Source organism: Acinetobacter sp. Z1 (genome assembly GCF_024296945.1).
Classification (GTDB): Bacteria; Pseudomonadota; Gammaproteobacteria; order Pseudomonadales; family Moraxellaceae; genus Acinetobacter; species Acinetobacter beijerinckii.
The window spans coordinates 2,020,663-2,047,128 of record NZ_CP101115.1; the positions used below are offsets into that span (position 1 = coordinate 2,020,663).

The 26,466-nt window shown below is 37.5% G+C and carries 22 protein-coding genes, 1 tRNA gene and 1 riboswitch; of the genes, 13 read left to right on the forward strand and 10 right to left on the reverse strand.

The genetic code is table 11. The features are described 5' to 3' along the window. Positions 1–6: 6 nt before the first annotated feature. From NGC85_RS09450 to NGC85_RS09465, 4 genes are all read right to left on the reverse strand, one after another. Positions 7–651 carry an urea amidolyase associated protein UAAP2 gene (locus NGC85_RS09450; RefSeq protein WP_254730537.1) on the reverse strand — a complete coding sequence of 215 codons (645 nt, stop codon included), beginning with the start codon at positions 649–651 and terminating at the stop codon, positions 7–9. Between the two features lie 16 nt (positions 652–667). Continuing rightward, complete coding sequence (locus tag NGC85_RS09455) at positions 668–1,405, reverse strand: urea amidolyase associated protein UAAP1 (RefSeq protein WP_254730540.1); 738 nt, start codon at positions 1,403–1,405, stop codon at positions 668–670. Positions 1,406–1,452: 47 nt separating this feature from the next. Beyond that, positions 1,453–1,548: riboswitch (guanidine-I (ykkC/yxkD leader) on the reverse strand. A 207-nt stretch (positions 1,549–1,755) separates the two neighbouring features. Then, positions 1,756–3,012, reverse strand: coding sequence for a serine hydroxymethyltransferase (gene glyA, locus NGC85_RS09460; RefSeq protein ID WP_005053578.1), 1,257 nt, complete (start codon positions 3,010–3,012; stop codon positions 1,756–1,758). Between the two features lie 250 nt (positions 3,013–3,262). Then, positions 3,263–4,501, reverse strand: coding sequence for a prolyl oligopeptidase family serine peptidase (locus NGC85_RS09465; RefSeq protein WP_254730543.1), 1,239 nt, complete (start codon positions 4,499–4,501; stop codon positions 3,263–3,265). Positions 4,502–4,741: 240 nt separating this feature from the next. Here NGC85_RS09465 and NGC85_RS09470 point away from each other — a divergent pair, with 240 nt between their 5' ends. Both NGC85_RS09470 and NGC85_RS09475 read left to right on the forward strand, forming a co-directional pair. Beyond that, the gene (locus tag NGC85_RS09470; RefSeq protein WP_254730546.1) at positions 4,742–5,434 is read left to right on the forward strand and encodes a 3'-5' exonuclease; all 693 of its coding nucleotides are present in this window, start codon (positions 4,742–4,744) and stop codon (positions 5,432–5,434) included. 135 nt (positions 5,435–5,569) lie between these two features. Further along, positions 5,570–6,133 carry a hypothetical protein gene (locus NGC85_RS09475; RefSeq protein WP_254730549.1) on the forward strand — a complete coding sequence of 188 codons (564 nt, stop codon included), beginning with the start codon at positions 5,570–5,572 and terminating at the stop codon, positions 6,131–6,133. Between the two features lie 128 nt (positions 6,134–6,261). Here NGC85_RS09475 and NGC85_RS09480 read toward each other — a convergent pair. After that, a tRNA-Arg gene (locus NGC85_RS09480) sits at positions 6,262–6,337 on the reverse strand. 273 nt (positions 6,338–6,610) lie between these two features. On the opposite strand from NGC85_RS09480, the gene NGC85_RS09485 reads away from it, so the two are divergent. The 8 genes from NGC85_RS09485 to NGC85_RS09520 all read left to right on the forward strand — a co-directional run bounded on the left by NGC85_RS09485 (position 6,611) and on the right by NGC85_RS09520 (position 13,638). Then, complete coding sequence (locus tag NGC85_RS09485; RefSeq protein WP_005053571.1) at positions 6,611–7,546, forward strand: ABC transporter ATP-binding protein; 936 nt, start codon at positions 6,611–6,613, stop codon at positions 7,544–7,546. Then, complete coding sequence (locus tag NGC85_RS09490; protein WP_254730552.1) at positions 7,543–8,316, forward strand: ABC transporter permease; 774 nt, start codon at positions 7,543–7,545, stop codon at positions 8,314–8,316. Before NGC85_RS09485 ends, NGC85_RS09490 begins: the two co-directional genes overlap by 4 nt. Next, positions 8,313–9,128 carry an NADPH-dependent 7-cyano-7-deazaguanine reductase QueF gene (queF, locus tag NGC85_RS09495; protein WP_254730555.1) on the forward strand — a complete coding sequence of 272 codons (816 nt, stop codon included), beginning with the start codon at positions 8,313–8,315 and terminating at the stop codon, positions 9,126–9,128. The genes NGC85_RS09490 and queF overlap by 4 nt, the downstream gene beginning before the upstream one ends. Positions 9,129–9,161: 33 nt before the next feature. Then, positions 9,162–9,821, forward strand: coding sequence for a hypothetical protein (locus NGC85_RS09500; RefSeq protein ID WP_005053565.1), 660 nt, complete (start codon positions 9,162–9,164; stop codon positions 9,819–9,821). 160 nt (positions 9,822–9,981) lie between these two features. Continuing rightward, entirely contained in the window at positions 9,982–11,124 is a 1,143-nt protein-coding gene (gene rodA / locus NGC85_RS09505) for a rod shape-determining protein RodA (RefSeq protein ID WP_254730558.1), read from the forward strand. Positions 11,125–11,179: 55 nt separating this feature from the next. After that, the gene (gene mltB, locus NGC85_RS09510; protein WP_254805582.1) at positions 11,180–12,145 is read left to right on the forward strand and encodes a lytic murein transglycosylase B; all 966 of its coding nucleotides are present in this window, start codon (positions 11,180–11,182) and stop codon (positions 12,143–12,145) included. A gap of 287 nt (positions 12,146–12,432) precedes the next feature. Continuing rightward, entirely contained in the window at positions 12,433–13,044 is a 612-nt protein-coding gene (locus NGC85_RS09515; protein ID WP_005053557.1) for a septal ring lytic transglycosylase RlpA family protein, read from the forward strand. A gap of 141 nt (positions 13,045–13,185) precedes the next feature. Then, positions 13,186–13,638: a DUF962 domain-containing protein gene (locus NGC85_RS09520; RefSeq protein ID WP_254730561.1), complete on the forward strand. Its 453-nt coding sequence runs from the start codon at positions 13,186–13,188 to the stop codon at positions 13,636–13,638. Between the two features lie 40 nt (positions 13,639–13,678). Here the strand turns inward: NGC85_RS09520 and NGC85_RS09525 are convergent, their stop codons facing one another. Further along, positions 13,679–14,158 carry a DUF3465 domain-containing protein gene (locus tag NGC85_RS09525; protein WP_254730564.1) on the reverse strand — a complete coding sequence of 160 codons (480 nt, stop codon included), beginning with the start codon at positions 14,156–14,158 and terminating at the stop codon, positions 13,679–13,681. Positions 14,159–14,238: 80 nt separating this feature from the next. Beyond that, positions 14,239–15,654 (reverse strand): Si-specific NAD(P)(+) transhydrogenase, encoded by a 1,416-nt coding sequence (gene sthA / locus NGC85_RS09530; protein WP_005053550.1) that lies wholly within the window; start codon positions 15,652–15,654, stop codon positions 14,239–14,241. Between the two features lie 191 nt (positions 15,655–15,845). Here sthA and lipA point away from each other — a divergent pair, with 191 nt between their 5' ends. Then, entirely contained in the window at positions 15,846–16,859 is a 1,014-nt protein-coding gene (gene lipA / locus NGC85_RS09535; RefSeq protein WP_254730567.1) for a lipoyl synthase, read from the forward strand. Between the two features lie 389 nt (positions 16,860–17,248). Next, entirely contained in the window at positions 17,249–18,934 is a 1,686-nt protein-coding gene (locus NGC85_RS09540; RefSeq protein WP_254730570.1) for a DUF4394 domain-containing protein, read from the forward strand. Between the two features lie 68 nt (positions 18,935–19,002). On the opposite strand, the gene NGC85_RS09545 is transcribed toward NGC85_RS09540, so the two are convergent. From NGC85_RS09545 to NGC85_RS09555, 3 genes are all read right to left on the reverse strand, one after another. Then, positions 19,003–20,109: a beta-ketoacyl-ACP synthase III gene (locus NGC85_RS09545; RefSeq protein ID WP_005058602.1), complete on the reverse strand. Its 1,107-nt coding sequence runs from the start codon at positions 20,107–20,109 to the stop codon at positions 19,003–19,005. Positions 20,110–20,155: 46 nt separating this feature from the next. Continuing rightward, entirely contained in the window at positions 20,156–24,010 is a 3,855-nt protein-coding gene (hrpA, locus tag NGC85_RS09550; RefSeq protein WP_254730574.1) for an ATP-dependent RNA helicase HrpA, read from the reverse strand. Between the two features lie 112 nt (positions 24,011–24,122). After that, positions 24,123–25,283 (reverse strand): sterol desaturase family protein, encoded by a 1,161-nt coding sequence (locus NGC85_RS09555; RefSeq protein ID WP_254730577.1) that lies wholly within the window; start codon positions 25,281–25,283, stop codon positions 24,123–24,125. 476 nt (positions 25,284–25,759) lie between these two features. On the opposite strand from NGC85_RS09555, the gene ahpC reads away from it, so the two are divergent. Continuing rightward, positions 25,760–26,323, forward strand: a complete 564-nt coding sequence (ahpC, locus tag NGC85_RS09560) for an alkyl hydroperoxide reductase subunit C (RefSeq protein ID WP_005053538.1) — start codon at positions 25,760–25,762, stop codon at positions 26,321–26,323. Positions 26,324–26,466: the final 143 nt, after the last annotated feature.

The window sequence follows — 26,466 nt, forward strand, 5'->3', positions numbered from 1 at the left end:
CGCCCCTCAAGCTTCACGTACAATTAATTGAATTTTTGTCGGGTTGTAGGCGTTACATGGATTATTCAATTGTGGGCAATTCGAAATTAAAACAATCAAATCCATCTCTGCTTGAAGCTCTACATATTTTCCTGCTGCTGATACGCCATCTTCAAACTTTAAATGTCCTTCAGTCGTTACAGGAACATTCATAAAGAAGTTAATGTTTGGGCCAATATGACTGACGTTCAGTTGATGTTTTTTCGCAATCGGATGCTGAGCTAAGGCATACATAAAATTATTACGACAACTATGCATCGGATACTTATCATGTGCATAGCGCACCGTATTACTTTCACATGAACACGCACCACCTAATGTGTCGTGTCTACCACAGTTATCATCCACAATAACCGCAATAGGACGAGCATAATTACTAAATAGCAAGGTGCCTTTTTCAAGATAAATTTGTTGATTTTGCGCTAGTGTATCTGTGGCACTGTATCGTTCATCTGGATTTTCTGCGCTGATAAATAAAGTATCAACAGCTTGATTACCCTCTAAATCTACAATTCTGAAATACTGACCTTTTTTGACCTCGCACATCCACGCTTCACCTGCTGGGCATACTTCATCAAGGACTGCTTTTTCGAGTTTTTGTAATGCTGACATCTTAGTTCTCCAATCCTTAATTTGATAATGCGTAATAGCGTTTATTGTTGGCAAAACCACGTTGATTTTGCGGGCATGAATCTTTGCAAATATCAATTTCGGTTAGAGGATTGGCTTTAAATAATCGAAGTTGAATATCAGCAGGTTGATAAGTTTCTGTTTGATCTAAAGGATGTGGTGCCGCAGAAAGAAAGACCAAACAATCCATCTCAAAGCGCAACTCTATTATTTGATGACGATTATCATTTTTAAGATAAGTTAATTTTCCACTATCATCAGGTTGAACCTTAGAAAATAAATTAACTGTGGCTGTCAAATCAGCTTGTCTTAAACCAAATTTGGTTAACTCAACCAATAAACTGTCTAATCCATTTTGAAACATGTCATTACGTGCTTGTTGGAAATTTTGCTTACCATATTTTTTTTCAATCTGTGCTGCTGTACTTGGGCCACAAAAAACATCATTCCAACCGTGATCATCTTTCACAATTGATGCCATTACCCGACCTAAATCTGAATATAAAACATGTCCCGTTGACAAAAATGCAGTGTGCTGTGCCTTTAAGCTGTCTGGCATATTAAAACGTTCTAATTTTTCTTCTGCATTTACACAAAACAAAGCAAGATTGGCATTTTCATTGAGTGCTTCAACTTGTAATACCGTACCCCTTTGAATACGACCAGACCAATGATGCCCGCCTGGTAATTTTTCATCCCAAAGTATCTGATTGTCGTGATAAGACGATTGATTCATAACACACCTCTTGCGGATAATTTAACCTCGTAATGGCAAAATGCCTGACCTCCCGGGCTTTTATCCCTCCGTGTAGTTCTATCGAACCGTTATCTCTCGGACCAGTCATGTTGATCAACATCGGAACCCTAGACAACTTTTAGCTATGTTTAGGTGAAGCAAAAGACATGCCAAATAAGTATTACGATTTTTCGCATTCGTAATACTTATTTGATCATTTTTAGGGATAATTTGAGACAAGAGATAAAAATTAGCACCAATATGATGCTCTGCAAGAAAACACTTTGTTTAGAACTTTTAGAAAATTTGAATAAAAAAAGCGCCTGACGGCGCTTTTTTAGATATACAAATTAGTTTGCATATACAGGGAATTTAGCACAAACCGTTTCAACTTTAGCTTTAACATCAGCGATAACTTTTTCATCACCTTTGCTATCGATAATGTCAGCGATCCAACCTGCAAGGTCGCGAACTTCAGCTTCACCAAAACCACGAGTTGTTACAGCTGGTGTACCAATACGAATACCAGAAGTTACGAATGGAGAACGTGGGTCATTTGGAACAGCGTTTTTATTTACTGTGATATGAGCAGCGCCTAACCATGCATCAGCGTCTTTACCCGTTACATCTTCTTGTTTAATTAAAGATAATAAGAATAAATGGTTATCAGTACCACCAGATACAACATCATAACCACGAGCAATGAATACTTCAGCCATAGCTTGAGCATTTTTAACAACTTGCTGTTGGTAAGTTTTATATTCAGGTGCCATAGCTTCTTTAAAACAGATTGCTTTAGCAGCAATTGCATGCATTAAAGGACCACCTTGGTTGCCTGGGAATACAGCTGATTGAAGTTTCTTTTCGATTTCTTCATTTGCTTTCGCAAGAATTAAACCAGAACGCGGACCACGAAGCGTTTTATGAGTAGTCGTTGTCGTTACATCAGCAATTTGAACTGGGTTTGGATAAACACCAGCAGCAACTAAACCTGCAACATGCGCCATATCAACAAAAAGGTAAGCCCCAACTTTATCCGCGATATCACGGAAACGTTGCCAATCTACAACACGGCTATAAGCAGAGAAACCAGCTACGATCATACGTGGCTTGTGTTCTAAAGCTAAACGCTCAACTTCTTCATAATCGATTTCACCTGTTTCAGGGTTCAAACCGTACTGGATTGCATTATATGTTTTACCAGAGAAGCTAACTTTAGCACCGTGAGTCAAGTGACCACCGTGAGCCAAGCTCATGCCTAATACTGTATCACCAGGATTAAGAAGCGCTAAGTAAACTGCTGAGTTTGCTTGTGAGCCTGCATGTGGTTGTACGTTTGCATAATCTGCTCCAAACAACTCTTTCGCACGGTCAATTGCAAGTTGCTCAATAACGTCAACATATTCACAACCGCCATAATAGCGTTTGCCCGGATAGCCTTCTGCATATTTGTTAGTAAGTTTCGAGCCTTGAGCTTCCATTACAGCTTTAGAGCAATAGTTTTCAGAAGCAATTAACTCGATGTGAGCTTCTTGGCGGTCGCCTTCCGAAGCAATCGCTTGAGCTAATTCTGGATCAAATTCAGCAATAGAGATATTGGCAAACATTAGCGGAGGGTCCTATAAATTAGGGCTTTTAAGCCGTGCTAAAGATTGGTGCGAATTATAGCATGAAGTTTGCTGTTACAGAGCTTGATATTTATTTAATTATTGGTGAATTTGATTCATCTTTCACTATTAATTTTAATTTGCTGGAATTGATCTATTTTCTTTTCTGTATTATTCAAAACATTATGCTTAAAACTATAAAGCCCAATCCTCAAATCACGAAAATTGGGTTTTGATAAAACTTAAAATCTTAATTACTAGGTGGCATTACTGATTTGACATCATTCAAAATATTTTCAATATTAAGCTCATATGCCGTTCTATGATCCCATTCAGGATTTGTTACATATCGAATATTAGACCCTTTACTAGCAGCAACAAAAACTAGAGCATCCGTTGCTTCTTTTGGTACAGTGGTATCTTTTGCTCCCTGATAAATAACAACAGGTTGATTAAGCTTAACTTGTGCAGGTTGAGAATCTTTTTCTAAAAACTCTTTCACTATAGGTAAAGCCATAAAGTTTGTTTGAGTACGAGGATAATTTTTCAAATCGACATTTGTTTTTAAATAATTTTGCATCCCGCCAACAAACTTATTACCTAATACATCTGAACAGTCTGACTCAGCTTGACTCGCAATTAAGTCAGTTGGTGATTTAAAAACATTTGAATAACTGAACGTTAAATTATTATTTCTTAGACCTGCAGTAATCAATGCAGTAAAAGTATCAAGTTGTGCATAAACTGGAATTTGAAAGTTTACAGGCGCATCTTTTACAGATTGCTCTCCATTTATTAAAATTGCACCAAGATTAGATGCAGGCGCTACAGCAACCGTTCCTTTATAATCCAATTTTGCGCGGCTCGCATATTGAGCTGCTCCTAATGCGGCTTGCCCGCCTTGTGAATGCCCGACCGACATCCATTGACGTGATGTCATTTTTCCTTGACTAGATAAATAAGATCTGGCTGCAACTACAGCATCGGTAATTGAATAGGCCTCACTTTTTACATTTAAAAATGGATGAAGTTCACGCCCGCTCGGTTCGCCAAGCCCTTCATAATCAGGCGCAACGACGATGTAACCTGCTGTTAAAAATTTACTAATCATTCCATGAACATATTCATTAGTTAAATTACCACTCGGCGCGCAAATATCAGCCACACCAGTTGTTCCGTGCGCCCAAGCCACAATTTTCCAACCACCAGCCGGCATTGTTCCTTTAGGAACAAAAACCAAACTGGTTGCCATCGTTTCTTGACCATTTTTACCTAACATTTTGTAAGTCATAATAGAGCTTTCTGACGCTACAAGACTAAAATTACTTTTGGTATATGCTGTTGGCATTCCAACCACAGGATCTTTGATATTATTTTCAGGAATCTCAGGTTTTGGAACAAATATTGTCGTTCCATTATCATCGCCACCACATGCTGCCAAGAACAAAGTGCTACTCAGCATCGCAACCGTTAATAGTTTAATTTTCATCTAGTTTTTCCTTAACTATTTTTCATTTTTTTCCTTAGACTGAATGCTCTAAGGTTGTAATAACATTTATTAGAATTACGCCTAATTTCATTATGTTTCAAGTTGTTTTTATTTTTTGATTTTTATTTATTCAAAACATCGAGAAAACTTAAAAAAATCAAAATCTGAAGTATTTTCGAAACAGATTATGAGAAAATTTCTTGTAAGATAATCAAATCCTATCAAACTTGAGTCTACTTTATGCAAACCATCATTTTAGATACAGAAACACATACATTGAATGGTTTGCCAATTGAAATCGCTTATGCGCCGATCGAAATTGAAAACGGAAAATTAAGCTTAGATAAGAAAAAAATCTTTGATCAGCTTTACCAAGTAGGACAACCTATTTCATTCGCTGCAATGGCGGTGCATCACATATTAGAATCAGACCTAGCGGATCAACCTTTTTATAAGGAATTTAAGCTCCCGTCAGAGACAACTTATATTATTGGACATAATGTTGATTATGATATTGCTGCAATCGCACGATGTGGTGTAGATACCTCTAAATTAAAACCAATATGTACACTTGCCCTCGCCCGTCATGTTTGGGAGGATGCAGAAGCACATAACATTTCTGCACTTATTTATTTAATCTCAAAGGGAAGTGAAAAAGCACGCGAAATGCTTAAAGGTGCTCATCGAGCAGACGCGGATATTATCTTAACTGCCAATATTTTGATGCATATCATTCATCAATTAAACATTGAAAATATTGAACAACTATATATAGCTTCTGAACAAGCACGCATTCCAAAAAGTATCACTTTTGGTAAACACAAAGGTTCTTCTATTCAAGATTTACCTGCTGACTATATTCAGTGGTTACTTCGCCAAGATGATCTTGATCCATATTTGAGAAAAGCCTTAGAAAATAAACTGATAAAGTAATGGAAATTATATAATCAAGATTATTTTCCAGTTACTCGAAACAAGACAATGATATTTAATAATATGTTAACGTAACTGTCATTTTTCAACCTTAACTTAATCTCCGTCTAGATCTTGATTGGGGGAGATTAAGAGATGTCACATTTTTTTAAAACAGAGCTTGGGCAAACTGCCCTCCAAGAACGTAGTATTGCTTTAACCGCACGTCAACGCCGTCTACTGCTTTTAATTGATCATGAGGATTTTAAAGAACTAGATCAAGACTATAAACAAAGAATTGCACCCAATGAATTGGTTCAGCAATTGATTGAAATGGGACTATTAGCAGAACAAACAGCTCAAAAAAATACAAGTGAAATCAATGCTGATCAAAATGATAATGAACAAATATTAAATGCAACCCAATCAGAGCAAATCCAACAAATTACATTAAACTCGATAGAAAATATTGAACCTGAAGACATAACATTAGAAAAATTACCATTTGTTGAAATTCAACAAGTGATGATTCAAACACTCACAACCTATTGTGGGCTCATGGCTCGCCCATTAGTGCAAAAAATTCAATCTATAAAAACGATTCAACAACTCAAAGCTTGCCAAATGCAATGGATTACCTCATTACAAGAATCGAGAATCTCACCAAGTCAATTGAATCAAACATTAAAGCTCATTAATTATTCAGTACAACATTTATAATTCATAAAATATAGAAATAATTTGATATGACAAAATTAGCAAAACAAATGTAATCCCTCAAATCTAATTATGAAGGATTTGTTTTTATCAGAAAATTATTAAAAATAAGAGAAATTAAAATGTTATCTTGGTGCGCTCAGCGGGACTCGAACCCACGCCACAGGCTTCGGAGACCTGTACTCTATCCAGTTGAGCTATGAGCGCATGCGAGGCACATCATAGGCAAAAAAAGCATATTGGTAAATACATAGCCTTAAACAAAAATGTTTATTGTCTATTAAACCAACGATTTCAATCTTATAAAATTATCTAATTACTTTTAAACAGTTTAATTTAACAGAACCGGATCTTCTTACCCTTGAATCAAGCTCAAAAAACAACGTTCTGTTTTTAACACGCCATAAACCTATTTTTCTACTTGGTTTATTTTTTCATATCGCTCAAAATACCCGTTCTATTTAACAACGTGAGACGTTTATGACTGATGCTTTGGTGTTGAGCGGTTTGTCCAAAACTTATCGTAATGGTTTTCAGGCGTTAAAAGGTATCGATTTAACCGTGCCTGAAGGTGAATTTTATGCATTATTAGGTCCTAATGGTGCTGGTAAATCTACCACGATTAGTATTATTAGCTCTTTAACCAAAAAAACATCGGGTACAGTGGAAATCTTTGGGCATAACTTAGATACCCACCCATCCCATGCGAAACAATGTCTTGGTGTTGTTCCTCAAGAGTTTAACTTCGGTCAATTTGAAAAAACATTTGATATTTTAGTGACACAAGCGGGTTATTACGGAATTCCCAAAAAACTGGCTGAACAACGTGCAGAGTTCTATTTAGAAAAACTTGGCTTATGGGAAAAGCGTAATATTCAATCACGTATGTTATCAGGTGGTATGAAACGTCGTTTAATGATTGCACGCGCAATGATGCATGAACCTAAACTTCTTATTCTTGACGAACCTACTGCGGGTGTCGATATTGAATTACGCCGCTCAATGTGGGATTTCCTCACCGAAATGAATGAAAAAGGCACTTCTATTATTCTTACAACACATTATTTAGAAGAAGCCGAAATGCTTTGTCGCCGTATCGCGATTATTGATCGTGGCGTGATCAAAGAAGATACCTCAATGAAAGGTTTCCTCAATCAACTCAATGAAGAATCATTTATTTGTGACCTTGTTGAACCAATAAATGAATTCCAGCTTGATATTATTGGTTTTAAGTTTAATTTAATTGATCCCATGACCTTAGAAGTCACGATGGATAAAGCTCATAGCATGAATGATTTATTCTTAATTTTACAATCGCAAAATATTCAAGTCAGTAGTATGCGTAATAAATCAAATCGCTTAGAAGAATTGTTCGTCAAAATGGTGGAGAAAAATCTTGCAGGAGCGGATCAATGAATTTCAATCAATTACAAACCGCTCTATGGACTTTAGTTGTTAAAGAAATTCGTCGCTTTATGCGAATTTGGCCACAAACGTTGTTACCGCCTGCGATCACTATGAGCCTATATTTCGTGATTTTCGGTAATTTAGTTGGCTCACGCATTGGTGAAATGGGTGGCTTTAGCTACATGCAGTTTATTGTGCCAGGCTTAATTATGATGGCGGTGATCACAAACAGCTACGCCAACGTATCTTCAAGCTTCTTTAGTGCTAAATTCCAAAAAAGCATCGAAGAACTGATCATGAGTCCTGTGCCATTACATTTAATTCTTTGGGGATATGTGATTGGCGGCGTTAGTCGCGGTGTCTTGGTTGGGCTAATTGTCACTATCATGAGTTTATTCTTTACTCACTTAGAAATTTATAATTTCTTCGTGACTATATATACAGTCATTATTACTTCATTATTATTTTCGCTTGGTGGTTTCATTAATGCAGTTTATGCGAAGTCATTTGATGATATTTCAATTATCCCGACCTTCGTATTAACACCGCTCACCTATCTTGGTGGTGTTTTCTATGCGATTAGTGCTTTAAGTCCATTTTGGCAGAATTTATCTTTAATTAATCCAATTGTATATATGGTCAATGCTTTCCGTTTTGGCATCTTAGGACATAGTGATGTCAATGTAACATTCTCATTGAGTATCGTTACTCTATGCTGTGTTGTGCTGTATGCAGTTGCTTATCATTTATTAGCTCGTGGTTCAGGAATGCGTGAATGAGTGTTGAACATTCTTTATTGGGTAAAGACACCCAATACCCTACTCAATATCAGCCAGAGGTTTTATTTCCAATAGCCCGTGCTGAATCCCGTCAACAATATGCACACGTTGAAGGAATCACTCAAGGCAAAGACTGGTGGCATGTATTCGAAATTTCATGGCTAAATAAGCTTGGTTTACCACAGGTTGCGATTGGTCGTTTAATGTTGCCAGCCAGCTCACCTAACCTGATTGAATCAAAGTCACTTAAACTTTATTTCAATAGTATGAACTTCACTCAATTTGAGTCCCAAAATACTTTTATAGAAACAGTAGAACGTGATCTGTCAAATGCTGCTGGTGGGAAAGTTGAACTGCAACTGTTCCAAGTCGATGATTTAGAGATTTCTAAACCGAAAGGTATTTGTATTGACAATTTAACTCCTGAACGTCTTTCAGAACACCCAGACTCAAGCTTATTGCAATTAGATAATACAGCGGAAGATGATATAGAGATTGAATTGTATTCACATCTTTTAAGAAGCAATTGCCCAGTAACTGGTCAACCCGATTGGGGCACGGTTTTTATTCGTTTTAAGGGTAAAAAACCTTGTTATCGCAGCGTATTAGCTTATATTATCTCGTACCGTCAGCATAATGGTTTTCATGAGCAATGTGTTGAGCAAATCTTTGCTGATATTTGGCAATTGCTGCAACCAGAAAAGCTGATGGTCTATGCAACGTATACTCGTCGAGGGGGCTTGGATATTAACCCATGCCGAGTATCTGATTTGACATGGATGCCCGAGCCAATTCGCTTGGCGCGACAATAAAACGAATAAATTTGATATAGAGGATGTTCTTCAATGACCAGTTATTTCGGTATTCTTCCATCGGCAACGTTGAGTCAGGATATTCAACTTGCACAAGCCAACCGTAACAGTAAAGAGCCACAATACCCTTTACGTGACAAAATTTCTCTACAGCTAACTGATGAGTTAATTGACACCATGTTGGTTCATTTGGTTCAACAATTTCCACCAAGTGATAAACGAGATACAACTGAAGAACTTGCTCAAAAAATTCGCAGCATCGTTTCAACGTTAATGAAACAGTTGTTGGGTAAAACCTCAAATGATCAAGTTTTAGAATCATTGGCGTTCATGGAAAAAAGCTTGTTTATCGACAATGAAGGCAAACAACGTATTGGTACTGTACTTCCTGATAGCCTTGTTAATGATATGAAAAAAAGCTTTGCTGAAGTAGCAGCAGGAAATGGTAAAGAGCAACGTGATGCTTTAACACAACAGTTTAAGACATTTGCAGATGCGCTTATCCAACACTTCATGACTGAATATAATAAAACATTAGGTTTAGGCATGGTAAAACGTGGTGTTGCAAGTGTTGCAACCAGCGGTGTTGAAACAGCAGTACATATTGTTATCAAAAAGCTGATTCCAAGTTTGAGCCAAGTTGAACTCGAAGTATTTACTAAACACTTCGATCAGTTATTGGTACAAAAGTAAGCTCAGATTAGCTCTAAAAGGCGACGATATTCATATCGTCGCTTTTTTATATTTTTAAAAAATCAAAGATTATAAGTGTCACAAATTCTAAATTTGCATTGTCTAAATCAGGGTTTATGTTAGCATTCGCGAAGCGTTGATTGAGTTGATTTAGAATCGCATGGCCCCAAGCTCACAGTACAAATTTTTACGCCAAGCACCACGTGATGGCTTGAGCACAGCTAACCACCCTTCGCGTTGGCAACAACTCCATATAGATCCATGGCTTTGTCTTTTTTTGGTTCTAAATGCAATACTTGGACTAACTGTTTTATATAGCGCTTCCGCTCAAGATGTTGGGCTAGTCAGTAAACAAGCTATGAGTTTCGGAATTGGTTTTGTGGTAATGTTTGGACTTGCCCAAATTCCACCAAAAGTTTATCAAGCCTTTTCACCATACTTTTATATCTTCGGGGTATTGTCACTTATCGCAGTGGTGATTTTTGGTGAAGTTCGTATGGGAGCACAGCGTTGGATTGATATTCCTGGTTTTGGTAGTGTACAGCCCAGTGAATTTATGAAAATTGGCATGCCAATGATGGTAGCGTGGTTCCTATCACGCAAAGCTCTACCTCCAAGTTTCACTCAGGTCGTTTTGTCCTTGATGCTGATTGTCGTACCATTTCTATTAATTGCAGAACAACCCGATCTAGGAACATCTTTACTTGTGCTTGCAAGCGGTATTTTTGTACTGTTTTTAAGTGGACTGTCGTGGAAACTCATTTCTGCTGCTGCTGGAGTGGTGGCAATTATTATTCCTATCGCTTGGCAATTTCTGCTACATGATTACCAACGGCAGCGCGTTTTAACATTATTAGATCCTGAAGCCGATGCTCTTGGTACAGGTTGGAATATTATCCAATCAAAAACTGCGATTGGTTCAGGTGGCTTTTCAGGCAAGGGCTTTTTAGAAGGTACTCAATCACACCTTCACTTTTTACCTGAAGGTCATACAGATTTTATTATTGCTGCATATTCAGAAGAATTTGGACTAATTGGTGTCACCCTACTGATTCTGCTTTATTGTGCAATTATTTTTAGAACCTTCCAAATCGGTTTACAAAGCTTCCATAACTATGGTCGTTTGGTTGCAGGTGCCTTTGGTTTGTCATTTTTTGTTTATGTATTTGTAAATGCGGGTATGGTCAGTGGTATTTTACCAGTGGTAGGTGTGCCTTTGCCGTTCATGAGTTATGGTGGAACTGCAATTATTACTCTTATGTCAACTTTTGGACTGGTTATGTCTATTCATACACATCGATAACGAGGAATTTTATAAACATATGTTTCATCCAACTTTAAATAAAACTTTTAAATTTATGACTTTGAGTGCCAGTTTATTTTTAAGCAGTAATTGGGCACAAGCAAATGAATTTTATAATGATCCTAATTACGCTAACTTCAAGCAAAAAACCATGAGCACTTATGGTTTAAGCAGTGAGCAAGTCGATGCGGCAATGAGTGGTGCACGCAACTTACCTAATATTTTAAACATTATGACTCGCCCAGGAGAAAGTAAGCCTTGGTACGATTATCGTTCGATGTTTTTAGCTGAAGGTACCATTCAACGTGGTATTCGTTTCAAAAACCAATATGAAGATGTACTGAATCGCGCAGAACAGCAGTATGGGGTCCCTAAAGCGGTTATTTTAGGAATATTGGGGGTTGAAACAGGTTACGGAGCAAATAAAGGCTCATTCATCACTCGTGACGCATTAGCAACTTTAGCCTTTGGTTATCCACGCCGAGCAGAATATTTTAGTGATGAGCTTGCTGCATTAATCTCATGGACATATAAAGAAGGCTATCCAACAAATAGTATTGTTGGATCGTATGCTGGTGCGATTGGTTATCCACAATTTATGCCAAGTAATATTCAAAAATTAGGTGTCGATTATGATGGCAATGGGCACATTGATTTAAGAAATTCTGCCACCGATGCCATTGGTTCTATTGCAAATTATTTAGCTCAGTATGGTTGGGAACGTGACCGTCCAATCGGCTTCCCCGCTCGGTATCTTGGCAATAATCCAGATAGCATCATTGCAAAAGATTTGACTCAACCACGACCTTATGGTGAATTAAAAAGATTGGGTATTGCACCCATAGATCCAGTGGTAAAAATTGATGATTTAGACTTAGTGAATGTCATTCAATTACAAGATCAATTCGGTCCAATTTACTACATCACTTATCCAAATTTCCAAGTGATTACGACCTACAATAAAAGCCGTATGTATGCGACAGCAGTATGGTTATTAGGCACAGAAGTAGCTAGCCGTTAGGCTAGCTTTTTTACATACAACCCAAAAGTCAATATTTTTCTTTGTATAAAAGTATATATATTCAGCAAAATACATAAATTGTTACAATATTGATTATTTTTTAATCCATAACTGTAAGTTTTTACCCTTTTTGTAACTATTTATCGTTAAAGACTAGACACACTTCGTAAGCGATGAATATTATCCACCCAAGTTAAAGTAATTGCAAAAGTGAATAATTAGACATGTGCACTATATTTCAGAGTGTTTATTGAAATAGAAAAGCATGTTCTCTAGGAGTTTATACAATGCAGTTTTCGCTAAAATATATTATAGCGCTGACGGCAGGCTTAAGTTTAAGCCCGTTACATGCTGAAATGGTTCAGTCTTCATCACTTACTAATGATGTGGAAGGTTCTAATTTAGCTGCCCGCGTTTTGAGTAAAGATTCTCAAAATTTTAATTCTCGTTTTTCTAACGTTAATAGTCTTTCAATCACTGAGCGTTCAGGTGACCAAGTACGTCGCCAGACGATTGCAGCAAAAATCGATATCCCTGAAGAAGAGCCTTCAGTGATTGAAAAACTGAATGCAGTTGCATCTAACACTGTGCGTAAGTTTAGCCAAAATGGTGTTGCATCTTGGTATGGTCGTCAATTCCATGGTCGTAAAACGGCGAGTGGTGAAACATTCGATATGAATGCGATGACCGCTGCTCACCGTAGTCTGCCTTTAAACTGTTACATCCGCGTTACCAATAAAGATAATGGTAAAAGCGTAGTTGTAAAAGTAAATGACCGTGGCCCTTTCCATGGTAACCGTGTATTAGATTTATCTTATGGTGCTGCTAAGCAACTTGGAATGTCTAGTTCAGGTACAGGTAATGTCAGCATCGAACGTGTTGATGGACCTAACTCATAAATTACAAGCTTAAATGAAAAAGCCACCTCGTGTGGTTTTTTTGTTTTTAATGATTATAAAAATTGGTTTGAATCATTTTGACGCTTAGGATCATCTTCGGTATATTGAATGGATAAAAATTATCAAAGTACGGAGTGCACAATGAAATCAATCGATGAATGGTTTGATGAATACAGTGATAGTCATCAAAATCAAACCAACAAGAAAATTCATTGGGTTTGTGTTCCTGCAATTTTATTTTCAATTATTGGCATTCTCGCTCATTTTAGTACCTTACTCACTGCTTTACTACTCGTTCTCACTTTAGTGTTTTATGCACGCTTAGATATTGTTTTAGCGGTGGCAATGGCAGCATTGTTAGCAGTCATGGCATGGTTAATTATTATCTTACCAGTAGGTGTAGGATTCTATATTGGTGTCTTTGTGATCGCTTGGATTGGGCAATTCTATGGGCATAAAGTTGAAGGCAAGAAACCTTCATTCTTTAAAGATCTACAATTTCTCTTGATTGGCCCTGTATGGTGTATGGATGCATATTTAGCTAAAGTCCTACCTAAATGGAAATCTCGTCAAAAACTGGGGCTTATAAGCTAATTTAGCGCATATCTTGCAGTTAACTTATCAAGGAAGAATATCATTGATATATTTTTCCTTGGTATTTCAGCCATCCATCAATATGTTTTCCACGCGGATCATGGTGCGTCCAATGGATAACACCACCCTTTTGGCTATATTCATATTCACCATAAAACTCAACAGTATCACCTTTTTTCAAACCTTCTATTCTGGGTGCCAAATCAATATTGTGAGCAATTAAAACAGTTAAACCATTCTCTAACTTGAGAATCATTTTTTGATGTCTCGATCCATCATTATCATCAGGAAGAATTGCTTTTACTACACCGTGCCCTTGAACTTGAATATTGCTGCTTTGCTGTTGAAAAGCCTGCATGATCTTATACTGATCCGCAGAGATTGAAACTGCTGTGTTGCTCTGCTCTGTTTGTGACTTATCAGTAATTTGATCTTGCGGCTTTAAGTCCAAACCTAAATAAACAGTCATCAAAATAACAATCACAACAACGATTATTAAATTATTTTTTTGAATTTTCATATTTAACCTTTTATTGTTCATGAAACAGCAAAATGCCAATCAGATTGATTGGCATTTTGCTCATACAATGTCTATATATTTTAGAATAGACGATTTATTCCATTTAAAGCAGCCACGCGATAAGCCTCTGCCATGGTTGGATAGTTGAATGTCGTTTCAACAAAGTACTTTAATGTATTGTTTGGGCTATGCATCACAACTTGGCCAATATGGATAATTTCAGCCGCATTGTTACCGAAACAGTGAATACCCAATACCTCTAAAGTATCTCTATGGAACAAAATCTTTAACTCACCTACCGTATCACCCGTAATTTGTGCGCGGGCGAGATGACGGAATGATGCCTGTCCAACTTCGTAAGGAACCTTTTCTTCAGTTAGTTCCTGCTCTGTCTTACCAATCGACGAAATTTCAGGAATGGTATAAATTCCTGTTGGCACGTCTTTAATTGGTTTAACATTCTTTTCACCAACCATATTTGCGCCAGCGCAACGTCCTTGGTCATAAGCAGCAGATGCAAGTGACGGCCAACCGATCACATCACCAGCAGCAAATATATTATCAACCTCAGTCTGATATTGATCATTCACCATCAACTGACCACGATTGTTTGGTACAAGACCTACATTCTCGAGTCCTAAACCATCCGTATTACCCGAACGACCGTTACACCATAAGATGGCATCAGCTTTAATTTTCTTACCACTAAGCAAATGTAATACCACATGATCATCAAAGGTTTCTAGGCGATCAATTTGTTCATTGTGACGAATTAGCACACCTTGTTCACGTAAGTGATAAGACAATGCATCTGCAATTTCATCATCGAGGTAGCTCAATAATTTTTGCTGCGTATTAATTAAATCAACTTTATGATCTAAACCGATGAAAATCGATGCGTATTCACAACCAATAACACCAGCACCATAAATAATAATTTTTTGAATTGAATAATCCAAATCAAGAATTTTGTCTGAATCAAAGACACGTGGATGGTTAAAATCCAGTCCCTGCGGTTGATAAGGACGGCTACCCGTTGCAATCACAATTTGCTTACAAATAATCGTATCTTTAATACCATCCTGACCAAAAATTAAAACCGTATTTTTGTCTTGGATGTATGCACGACCATGAAAAACATCAATCTTATTACGATCATAAAAACGTGTATGCGTGTCAACTTGCTGTTGAATTACTTTATGCGCGTTGCGTAACACTTGTTTCATGGTGAATTGTTTCCACTCACCTACTTTTTGAAACATTGGATCACGCTGATAACGGATAATACTTGAAACTGTTTGACGTAAGGCTTTACTTGGAATTGTACCGACATGTGCACAGTTACCACCGAGTTGATCACGTACATCGACGATTGCTACTTTTCTACCTGCTTTAGCTAGCTTCATTGCCGCGCCTTCACCAGCTGGGCCAGAACCGAGAATGACTGCATCAAATTTTACAACATTCCCACCAACGACCTCTTTCTTACGTGGCATTCAAAGCTCCTTTATCTGTTCGCTGTTTACTTCTATATATATGATAACTAATATGCTATGGGTTGATGTATTTCTCAACCATATATTTTTATATATTCACATTTTCAAAATGAATACCTATTTCATCCTATAAACCTGTAAATTTGACTATAATAATCCAATATCTCAAGTAATAGGTTGTAGAAAACAAGATGTCTGAACACCGTAAACCTGAACAGGGCATAAAACTTCGTGGCGCAGAAAAAGTCGCTAGAATTCCTGTAAAAGTTATACCTACGGTTGAAGTACCTCGTAAACCAGACTGGATTCGCGTCAAAATGACTGCACCTGAAGAGGTTCAGCGTATAAAAACAACTCTACGTTCGCAAAAACTCCATACTGTTTGTGAAGAAGCTGCCTGCCCTAACCTTCCAGAGTGTTTTGGTGGTGGTACTGCGACTTTTATGATTATGGGCGATATCTGCACTCGCCGTTGTCCTTTCTGTGACGTTGCTCATGGTCGACCAAATGCACTCGATGCTGATGAACCACGACACATGGCTGAAACGATTTCAAACTTGGGTTTGAAATATGCAGTTATCACCTCTGTAGATCGTGATGATCTATTAGATGGCGGCGCTCAACATTTTGTGGATTGTATTAAAGAAGCTCGCGCTTTGAGTCCAAAAACGCTACTTGAAATCTTAGTTCCTGATTTCCGTGGTCGCATGGATATTGCTTTACGCATTATGACTGAATGTCCACCAGACGTTTTTAACCACAATATCGAGACTGTTCCTCGCTTATACAAAGCAATGCGTCCAGGTTCTGACTACCAACATTCTTTGACTCTTTTGAAAATGTTTAAAGAATACTGCCCTGATGTTCCAACCAAATGTGGTTTGATGGTGGGTATTGGTGAAACTGAAGAAGAAGTGATTTCTTTGCTCGATGATTTGCGTGCACATGAAGTGGATTATGTAACCATTGGTCAATATCTACAGCCTTCTAAACAGCATGCACCGATTGATCGTTTTGTTACACCAGAAGAGTTTGAGCGTTACGCTGAACATGGTCGTAAATTAGGTTTTAGAAACATTTGGTCTGCGCCAATGGTTCGTTCAAGCTACTTTGCAGATCGTCAGTATCATGGTGAGCCTGTTCCTGCGGTACGCCGTAAAGTCGATCCAGCAAAAAAAATTGCAGTTCAAACTGTCGAAGCATAAGCAATAATATATCCCAATCGAGAGAATTTTAAAATTCTCTCGATTTTTTATTTTTCAGGTTTAAACATTATAAATTTGTCATAATAATTACTTTTAATAATTTAGAGTTTCTTAGATGCCGTGAATTTGGTGTGAATAATTACAACTCAAAACTCAAATACGAAAAAATCACTTAAAAACACTAGTTTACTTTCAACTTTACCCCACTTAAGCTAACAAAAGTAAATATAAGATTTTTAAATTATTCATTTAAAAATAAAAGTCGAAATCTTTTTCTAAGGCTAGACCCATTACAGCAATCCAATAACAAGAAGCTCGCAGTTAATAAATAACAGGGAATACTTCTCAAAAGCTTCTTATAACCAAAATATGTATCAGGATAAACGACTATGAATAAACGAGCATTAACTTTGACTGCAGCAACTCTGGGTAGCCTAATACTATTGGGTTGTAATAATGACTCTAACAACGATACAGAAACTACAAATACAATTACTGGTGATACATTAATTTTAACCAGCAATGGAATGATCAGTTCCATAGATCGCGCAACACCCAATAAGATTGTTTCAAATCTTAAAATCACAGGTTTAGAAAGTGGCGATGAACTTGTAGGTATCGATTATCGTCCTAAAGATGGAAAACTGTATGCCGTTGGCTTGTTAGGAAACCTATATACATTAAACCCAAATACAGGCAAAGCAAGTTTTCTTAGAAAGTTGATTGCTGATTCAAGTGATGATGCACCTTTCAGCAAAATTATGGGTGACGCCAATCTGATCACAGTGAATTTCAACCCTGCTGCAGACCGTTTACGTGTGATATCAAATACAGGTCAAAATTTGCGAATCAATGTCGATACAGGCGTTACAATCACTGACGGTACAATTAAATTAGCTGAAGGCACAGCCACAGTGGTTGCTGGAGCTTATACCAATGCATTTGCTGGAACAGCTTCTACTAAACTTTACAGCATTGATCAAAACTCAGATCGAATTTATTTGCAAAATGCGAACGCAGGAACACTTGGAATTTCAGCAGCATTAGGTGCAGATATCAATGGCGGTGGTGGGCTAGACATTGATCCGGTCAGCAACGTCGGATTCGCAGCACTTAAACTCACCTCTGGAGCATATAAATTTTTTCAAATCAATCTTGGTAATGTTGGAACTAGTAATGATGCCGTCTTTGCTTCTAGCGATTTAAATAATAGTTTTAATACCATGGGAATTCGTGGAATTGCTCTAAAAAGAGCTTCTGATTCTACGGCGCAAGCTTTCGGTTTAACGGCGAATAATAAATTATTAAACTTTGCTCTAAATAATCCAAACTCAGTTTCTGAAAAATCATTAACTGGTCTGCTCGTTGATGAGCGATTTATTGGAATTGACTATCGTTTGAGAACAACAACTGATCATTCAGGTAAACTTTACGGACTAACCAACAAAGCGAATTTATACACCATTAATCCTGAATCTGGCTTAGCAAGCTTAGTAAGCACATTAAAACCAGCAGCAGGAAGTAGTTTTACTGCATTGGATGGAACCAGCTTTGCTGTTGATTTCAATCCAACCGCTGATCGATTACGTGTCATCAGTAATACTGGTCAAAATCTACGAATCAATGTAGATACTGGTGACACCATTAAAGATGGTGATATTAATGGTGCTTCAGGTGCAAAAGTAACGGCGGCCGCTTATACCAACAGTTTTAAAACTCCTGTAGCTGCACTTGCTACCGAATTATTTGATCTCGATCAAACCAATAAAACATTAACTAAACAGAATCCACCTAATAACGGCACCTTGAGCCTGATTGGAAGTCTAGGTATTAATCTTGGCACTGATAATGGTTTTGATATTGCTGGTGGCGATAATGGTTTAGCTTTAGCGACAGTGTCAGGTGGTTCTGGTCCATCAGTTTTGTATCGTATTGATTTAAATAGTGATACAACAATAACAACACCTCGAGCAAATTTAGCAATTAGTGTAGATGGATCACCAAATCTAAATGCATCTACAATCGGAACTAACACCACACCTCAAGTGATTGATTTAGCAATTTTATTTAAGTAGAACTTAGAACACTTAAAAAAACACCACAACTTTGATTGTGGTGTTTTTTATTTAAATAGAGATAATTATTAAGCAATATGCTTTTGCACTATGATTGAACCCACAGAATAACCAGCACCAAATGATGAAATGACAGCATATTCACCATTATCAACTTGTTCACCAGTACGATGCATCGCAATAATTACACCCGCAGAAGACGTATTTGCAAATTCATCTAAAATAATGGGTGCGCGTTCTAAATCAGCTTCTTTACCTACAACTAATTTTAAAATTAGTTCATTCATATTCGCATTAGCTTGATGCAACCAAAAACGTTTCACTTGCTCAGGTGTCAATTCCAATTTTTCTAGCTGAGCTGTAATGATTTTGGCAACAAGTGGGCAAACTTCTTTAAAGACTTTGCGGCCATCTTGACGGAATAGTTTGTCATCAACTACTGCATCTTCACTACGATTTAAGAAACCAAAGTTATTACGGATATTATTTGAAAATTGAGTAAACAAATGAATATCTAAAATTTCATAACCAGACTTAGTTTCTGTTTCTTCAATAATTGAAGCAGTCGCGACATCACCAAAAATAAAATGTGCATCACGAGTACGATAGTCTAAATGACCTGAGGTAATTTCGACATTAAGCAACAATACACGGCGCGCGCCACATTTCACCGCATCATATGCTTGCTTTAAACCAAAGGTTGCAGCAGAACAAGCCACATTCATATCATACGCATAGCCTTGGATGCCAAGCGCTGACTGAATCTCAATCGCAACCGCCGGATAGGCACGCTGCATATTTGAACATGCCAAGATCACGACATCGATATCTTCAGCCGTTACACCTGCATTTTCCATCGCTTGTTTCGCAGCAATGACACCCCACTCCGCTTGAAGTGAAAGTTCCTCATTACTACGTTCTTGCAAATGTGGACGTAAACGTTTTGGATCAAGAATTCCAGATTTTTCGACGACATAACGACGTTGAATACCTGATGCTTTTTCAATAAATTCAGGGCTTGAGCCACGTAGTGCTTCGATCTCGCCTGCTGCAATTTTCTCAGCATTTTCTTGATTAAATTGTTCTACATAAGCATTTAGGCTTTCAACCAACTCTGCATTGGAAATAGATTCGGTCGGGTGAAATAAACCTGTACCTGTTATACGGATGCCCATGTAAAACTCCTGTAAAGAATGGTTCTAACTTTCATCATTGTCCAGTTTAACCGATTGCCAAACGATCCCATAGTTTTTGTAATCTAGTTGGTGAAATAGGCAGCTTTGTTTTCATCGGTTGAGAAAACAAAGAAATCCTAAACTCTTCCAACATCAAATACATTTCTTTGATTTTAGAATCATTTTTAAATTTAAAAACTTTGTCCATCCACGGATCGACATCATCAATTGCAGCAAGGTCACGTTGTAGATTATTTGGCAAACGCTCCAAACGCAATAGCAGTGCCTTTAAATATCTTGGATATTCCTGCCAAATTTCCGCAGGTCGACTATATACAAAGTTCGCCAAAGACATTAAATCAAGTTGATCTTCAACATCATCTATACTTCGTCCAAATATCCCTTGATCTAAAAGTAATAGTTCACGGCGTATTTGCTGCCATTGGGTAAAAATATCTGTAATATCAGTGAGTACCTTTTGACCATCTGCCAAGAATTGTTTTTTTACTTCAGTTAATAGCTGATTAAATTCTTGTGAGTCTTTAGGAAGTTCTCTAATTGAAACTTGCAATGTTGCATACACCAACATTTGTTCGAGTTTGGCTCGATCACCCAATGGCGAATATGCCAAGGCTAGCGGTTTTGAGATTTGTTTTTTCAACTGGCGGATTAAATCGCCTAATTGCATATGCACTAGACGAATCACACCTTCACGATGCTGCTTAATCGCTTCAGCTTGATCATTAAAGGTTTGAATCACCACTCCTGACTCATCTTTAACATCTAAATCGACAAATAGCTTGGTTGGAACTAATGCCTGATATTGTTTTACAACTACGCCAGTCACTTTCTGTGATGCTTCAAAAATGAAATTTTCAGGGAAGGTCTGAAATTCACCTTCCTGCTGTTTAACAGGTCGATGCGTTTCAACGCGACATCTTGCTTTCAGTTCATCTAAGTCACGACCTTGGGCGATTAACTTGCCTTTTTCATCAACGACTTTGATAAACGGTACTAGATATTGATCAATACGTTCAAAAGAAAAATCTTTTTCGGTAATTTGGTCACCACGTAAAGCAAATGCTAAATAACTAAATAGATGTTCACGCAAATGAACTGCATCAATTCCTTGCAATAATTTTCTAGCAGTATCAGGAATCGGAACTAAATTACGACGTTTATCTTTTGGTAAAGCTTTAAGTAATGCCTCAATCAGATCTTGACGCCAACCAGGGATTCCCCATGACCATTGCTTTTCATCCACTTGAGGCAAAGCTTGCACAGGAATTTTAACCGTTGCACCATCTTCATCATGACTTGGATCAAAACGATAACTCGCAGCTAATCGAAGTTGTCCATTATGTAAATAGTCAGGAAATTGCTGCGTGGTTGGTCGATCATTCATCCACAACGCCTCATCATCCACAAATAAATATCGTGGATGTTCTGGTTCAACTGTGGCACGCCAATCTTCAAAGCTCCTGCGACTGGCAATTTCAGTCGGTACTTTGGCAGCATAAAATTGATAAATAGTTTCTTCATCGACCACTAAATCACGACGACGTAATTTATCTTCAACACGCTCAACTTCTTCAATTTTTAACAAGTTGTGTTTTAAGAACGGTGGTGTAATACCCAAATTACCAGTGGTGAGTGCGTCTCGTAAAAAGATTTCATGCGCCGCAGCTTGATCAACCTTCTCAAAATTCACCAGACGTTTTGGTTCAATGATTAAACCAAATAATGAAATCTGATCATAGGCATTGACGATACCCGCTTTTTTCGACCAGTGCGGTTCAAAATAGTGGTGTTTCAATAAATCACCAGCAGCCAACAAAATCCATTCAGGATCAATTTTCGCCAACGTCCGCAAATACACTTGAGAGGTTTCGACCATCTCAAATGCCATTACCCAAGCAGTATTAGTCTTATGCAACGTACTGGCTGGAAAGACTTTTGCTTTTTGTTGGCGTACCGCCATAAAGGTATTACGTTCATCCGTTTTATTGGCGATAAATGAAAGTAAACCTGTGAGTAGCGCACGGTGTAAATTTTCATAATTGGCTGATTTTTCATTAAAGCTTAGTTTTAAACCTTCAGCCAACTCAACTAACTGCTGATGAGTTTGTTTCCATTCACGTAAGCGCAACCAACTTAAAAAGTGCTGACGTGCAAATTGACGACGCTTACTTTCAGATTGTGTATCTGGACTGGTTTGAATCGTATTCCACAACTTTAAATAGAACAAGAAATCAGAATCAGCTTCTTTAAACAATGCATGCTTTTGATCCGCCTGCATTTGTTTATCAGCGGGACGTTCACGCGGGTCTTGGATTGCTAGCGCACTGACAATAATTAAAGTTTCTTTGAGCACACCAAAATGCGCACCACCAATAAGCATTCGCGCTAAACGCGGATCAATCGGCATCCGCGCCATCATTTGACCGACTTTAGTTAAATCATTCTTACGTTCATTTAGTGCACCTAACTCAACCAAAAGCTTACGCCCATCATTGACCAGTCGAAAATCAGGTGGTTCAATAAAGTCAAAATCTTCTAAATTACCCAACCCTAAACTTTGCATTTGTAAAATTACAGAAGCCAAGTTAGTCCGTTTGATCTCAGGCTCAGTAAACTCAGGACGACTTTGGAAATCTTCTTCGCTATATAAGCGAATACATACGCCCGCTGCTATACGTCCACAACGTCCTTTCCTTTGATTGGCTGCTGCTTGTGAAATAGCTTCAATGGGTAAGCGCTGAACACGAGAGCGATAGTTATAACGTGATATACGAGCAAAACCACTATCAATGACATAACGAATATTGGGTACAGTCAGTGCTGTTTCCGCAACGTTGGTTGCGATAATGATACGTCGCCCCTTTCCACCTGGGCTAAAAATCCTTTGTTGCTCTGCAATCGCTAACCGCGCATACAAAGGTAAAACTTCTGTATGGCGAGGACCATATTTCTGCAAAGTTTCCTGTAACTCTCTAATTTCTTGCTCTGTACTGGCAAAAATTAGAATATCCGCATATTCAGGATGACCTTTACTTTCAGCATCCGCAAAACACTCCTCTACAGCTTGTACAACTGCACGAGGTAAGTTTTCTTCAAAATCATCAAATTCGTCATCATCACTGCCGACAATACTAAGCTCTGAAATCGGACGGTAACGTAACTCAACAGGAAAACTTCGACCTTCCACTTCAAAAATTGGAGCATGATTAAAATATTGACTAAAACGATTTACATCTAGCGTTGCTGAAGTAACGATCACTTTTAAATCAGGGCGCTTCGGCAAAAGCTGCTTTAAATATCCCATAATGAAATCGATATTAAGAGAGCGTTCATGCGCTTCATCAATAATAATCGTGTCATATTTAGATAAAAATCGGTCGTTGGTCAATTCAGCCAGTAAAATACCATCCGTCATTAAACGAACAATAGAGTCCTGAGAACCTTGCTCATTAAAACGAATTTTAAAACCAATCGACTCACCGAGTTTTTCGCCTACCTCTTCAGCAATACGTTGCGATACGCTACGGGCAGCCAACCGACGAGGCTGAGTATGCCCGATCATGCCAGTGAGACCACGACCTGCGAGCATTGCGATTTGAGGAAGCTGAGTGGTTTTACCTGAACCCGTCTCACCTGCCACAATAATCACTTGATGCTTTTGAATAGCTTCAATCAACCGATCTGCATATTGAGTAACAGGCAAGTCTTGATTGAGTTTGATCTTTGGAAGTCGCGCTAAACGTTGTCTAACTTTATGGTTTGATTGCTCAATCAGTTTTTCGATTTCTGCTGTTTCTGTCTTTTTATCTTTGCGCAGTCGATTTAAACGGTGACGGTCACGTGCCATAACCCATTGGTCTACATTTAAATGACTCTGCACTGAACAGCTTTCCTGAAAAATAAAATAATCGGCTATTTTACGCCTTAAAGCCTTGCTATGCAAAGAAACTACATCAATCAATACGAATATTGATGTAGTCGATTTTATAAATTTATGGTTTAGATGAATGATCGAAGCGATTGCGAAGTTTTTTGACATACTTTTTAAATGGCCACGTAAATTGTTTAACAAAACTGTTTGGAATTTTATAGCCTACCGTTCCATAAACACTTGCCAAATGATTTGGCATATAGACACTTTTAAAAATCACATCATACAGCGGAATAAATGCAGCGTAGTTTTTATCAATCGCAGGCTTTTCAGATGAATGATGCCAATGATGAAATTCAGGTGTAGCAATCAGCCAGCGTAAATAGGGAAAACGAAAACGTACATTTGAGTGAATAAAGATGGCATGAAAAGAAATAAAAATGAGGTAAGCAAACACTGCTGATGTATGAAAACCAAGTAAGAAAATAGGTAAAGTTGCTAAAAACCGTGTCATCAACACTTCAACTACATGTAAACGTGAGGATGCTAACCAATCCATATATTCTGTTGAATGATGAATTGCATGAAATCGCCATAAAAAATCTACTTCATGCATAGCTCGATGTAGCCAATACACCACAAAATCCACCACGATCAGTAATTCTATAAATTGCAACCAAATGGGCTGAGCTTGCACATAAGGAACAATTGGATTATTCGGTAAATGCGTAATCCAATATTGAATTGGCATCACCGTCAAAAACGTAAAAAGTTGAATGCCGACATGACTAAACATGAAATATTTCATATCCGTCACCCAACCAACTCGCAGAATTTTTTGATCAGGATTCTTGGCAAAAAAGCCTTCAAGCGGAATAAAAATCAACGCTAAAATTACAAGCGTCAATATAAAATAATCAATCCCTGCATAAAAAGGCAAACTCGGTAAAGTTGGCGCTTTAATCAAACCACAACCCAAAATTGCTGCAATTAGCGCCAAACAAAGTCCATAAAAACCGTAGCGATTTTGGCGAACAATGGAACTGAAAGCACCAAAAATAACACTGAGTACAATACCAATTATTAAGCTTAAATAAAAAATATCGTAATGCTTTGAATAAACAGGACGTAGTTCTGGCATGGTTAGCACGGACGGAAATAAAAAACATAGCGCACCAAAAATGCCTAAAAGACCCAAAGACATTGATATAAAGGCACTTATTTTTCCTAAACCCGCATTGAGTTCTAAGTTTTCAAACTTGGCTCTTAATTGATCAGTCATTTTTAGTATTCAATTCACTCTAGTCATGAGAAGAAAAGTATCTTGCACATAAAGTTTTAATTTTTATCACAAAATACGATCAAGTATTTCGATGGCATATTGCGCATTTTAAACAAACAGCATTCTAAGTACAATGCTCAAAAAATAATGAAATTAGACGGTGTTTTAATCGTATATTATCGTTTTCTATATATTTTTTAGTTTTTTTCAATTTTACCCTTGAATTTTATACGCTTAGACTTCATGTTGTTATGCAAGTTAGTTTTGAGATATTTTGTCATTTTTTCTTCATCTCAGTGAAGTCAAATAAGGCATATATCTTTGGGTGAAAATCGTTTCATATTGATTCATTCAATTTTCCGATTTTAGTCATGTAAAAATACTATTTCCCCAATAACTAAAAATTATTTATTCTTGATCCCGTAAACAAGTAAGGCTTTAAGCCTCTCAATAAAACCTCAATCATGGAGACAATGATGAGCTTAATTAATACTGAAGTTAAACCATTTAAAGCTGATGCGTTCCGTAACGGTGAATTCATTCAAGTAACTGATGCAGATCTTAAAGGCAAATGGTCTGTTCTTATTTTCATGCCAGCTGCATTTACATTTAACTGCCCAACAGAAGTTGAAGATGCTGCTGAAAACTATGAAGAGTTCAAAAAAGCTGGTGCAGAAGTTTATATCGTAACAACTGACACTCATTTCTCTCACAAAGTATGGCATGAAACTTCTCCAGCTGTTGGTAAAGCTCAATTCCCATTAATCGGTGACCCTACTCACCAATTAACACGTGCTTTTGATGTTCATATTGAAGAAGCTGGTCTAGCACTTCGCGGTACATTTATCATTAACCCTGAAGGCGTGATTAAAACTGCTGAGATTCATGACAACGCAATTGCTCGTGATGTATCAGAAACTTTACGTAAACTTAAAGCTGCTCAATTCGTAGCTAGCCACCCAGGCGAAGTTTGCCCTGCTAAATGGAAAGAAGGCGAAGCAACTTTAGCTCCTTCAATCGACTTAGTTGGTAAAATCTAATTCTTTAGATTTGATAAAACAGTCAAGAAACCACTCTAAAAAGAGTGGTTTCTTTTTATAAATTTTATAAAAACTAAAATCAATTTCAGCCTTCATTTTATTATTAAATTCTTAACAATTCTTATACTTATATCTTCATAGCA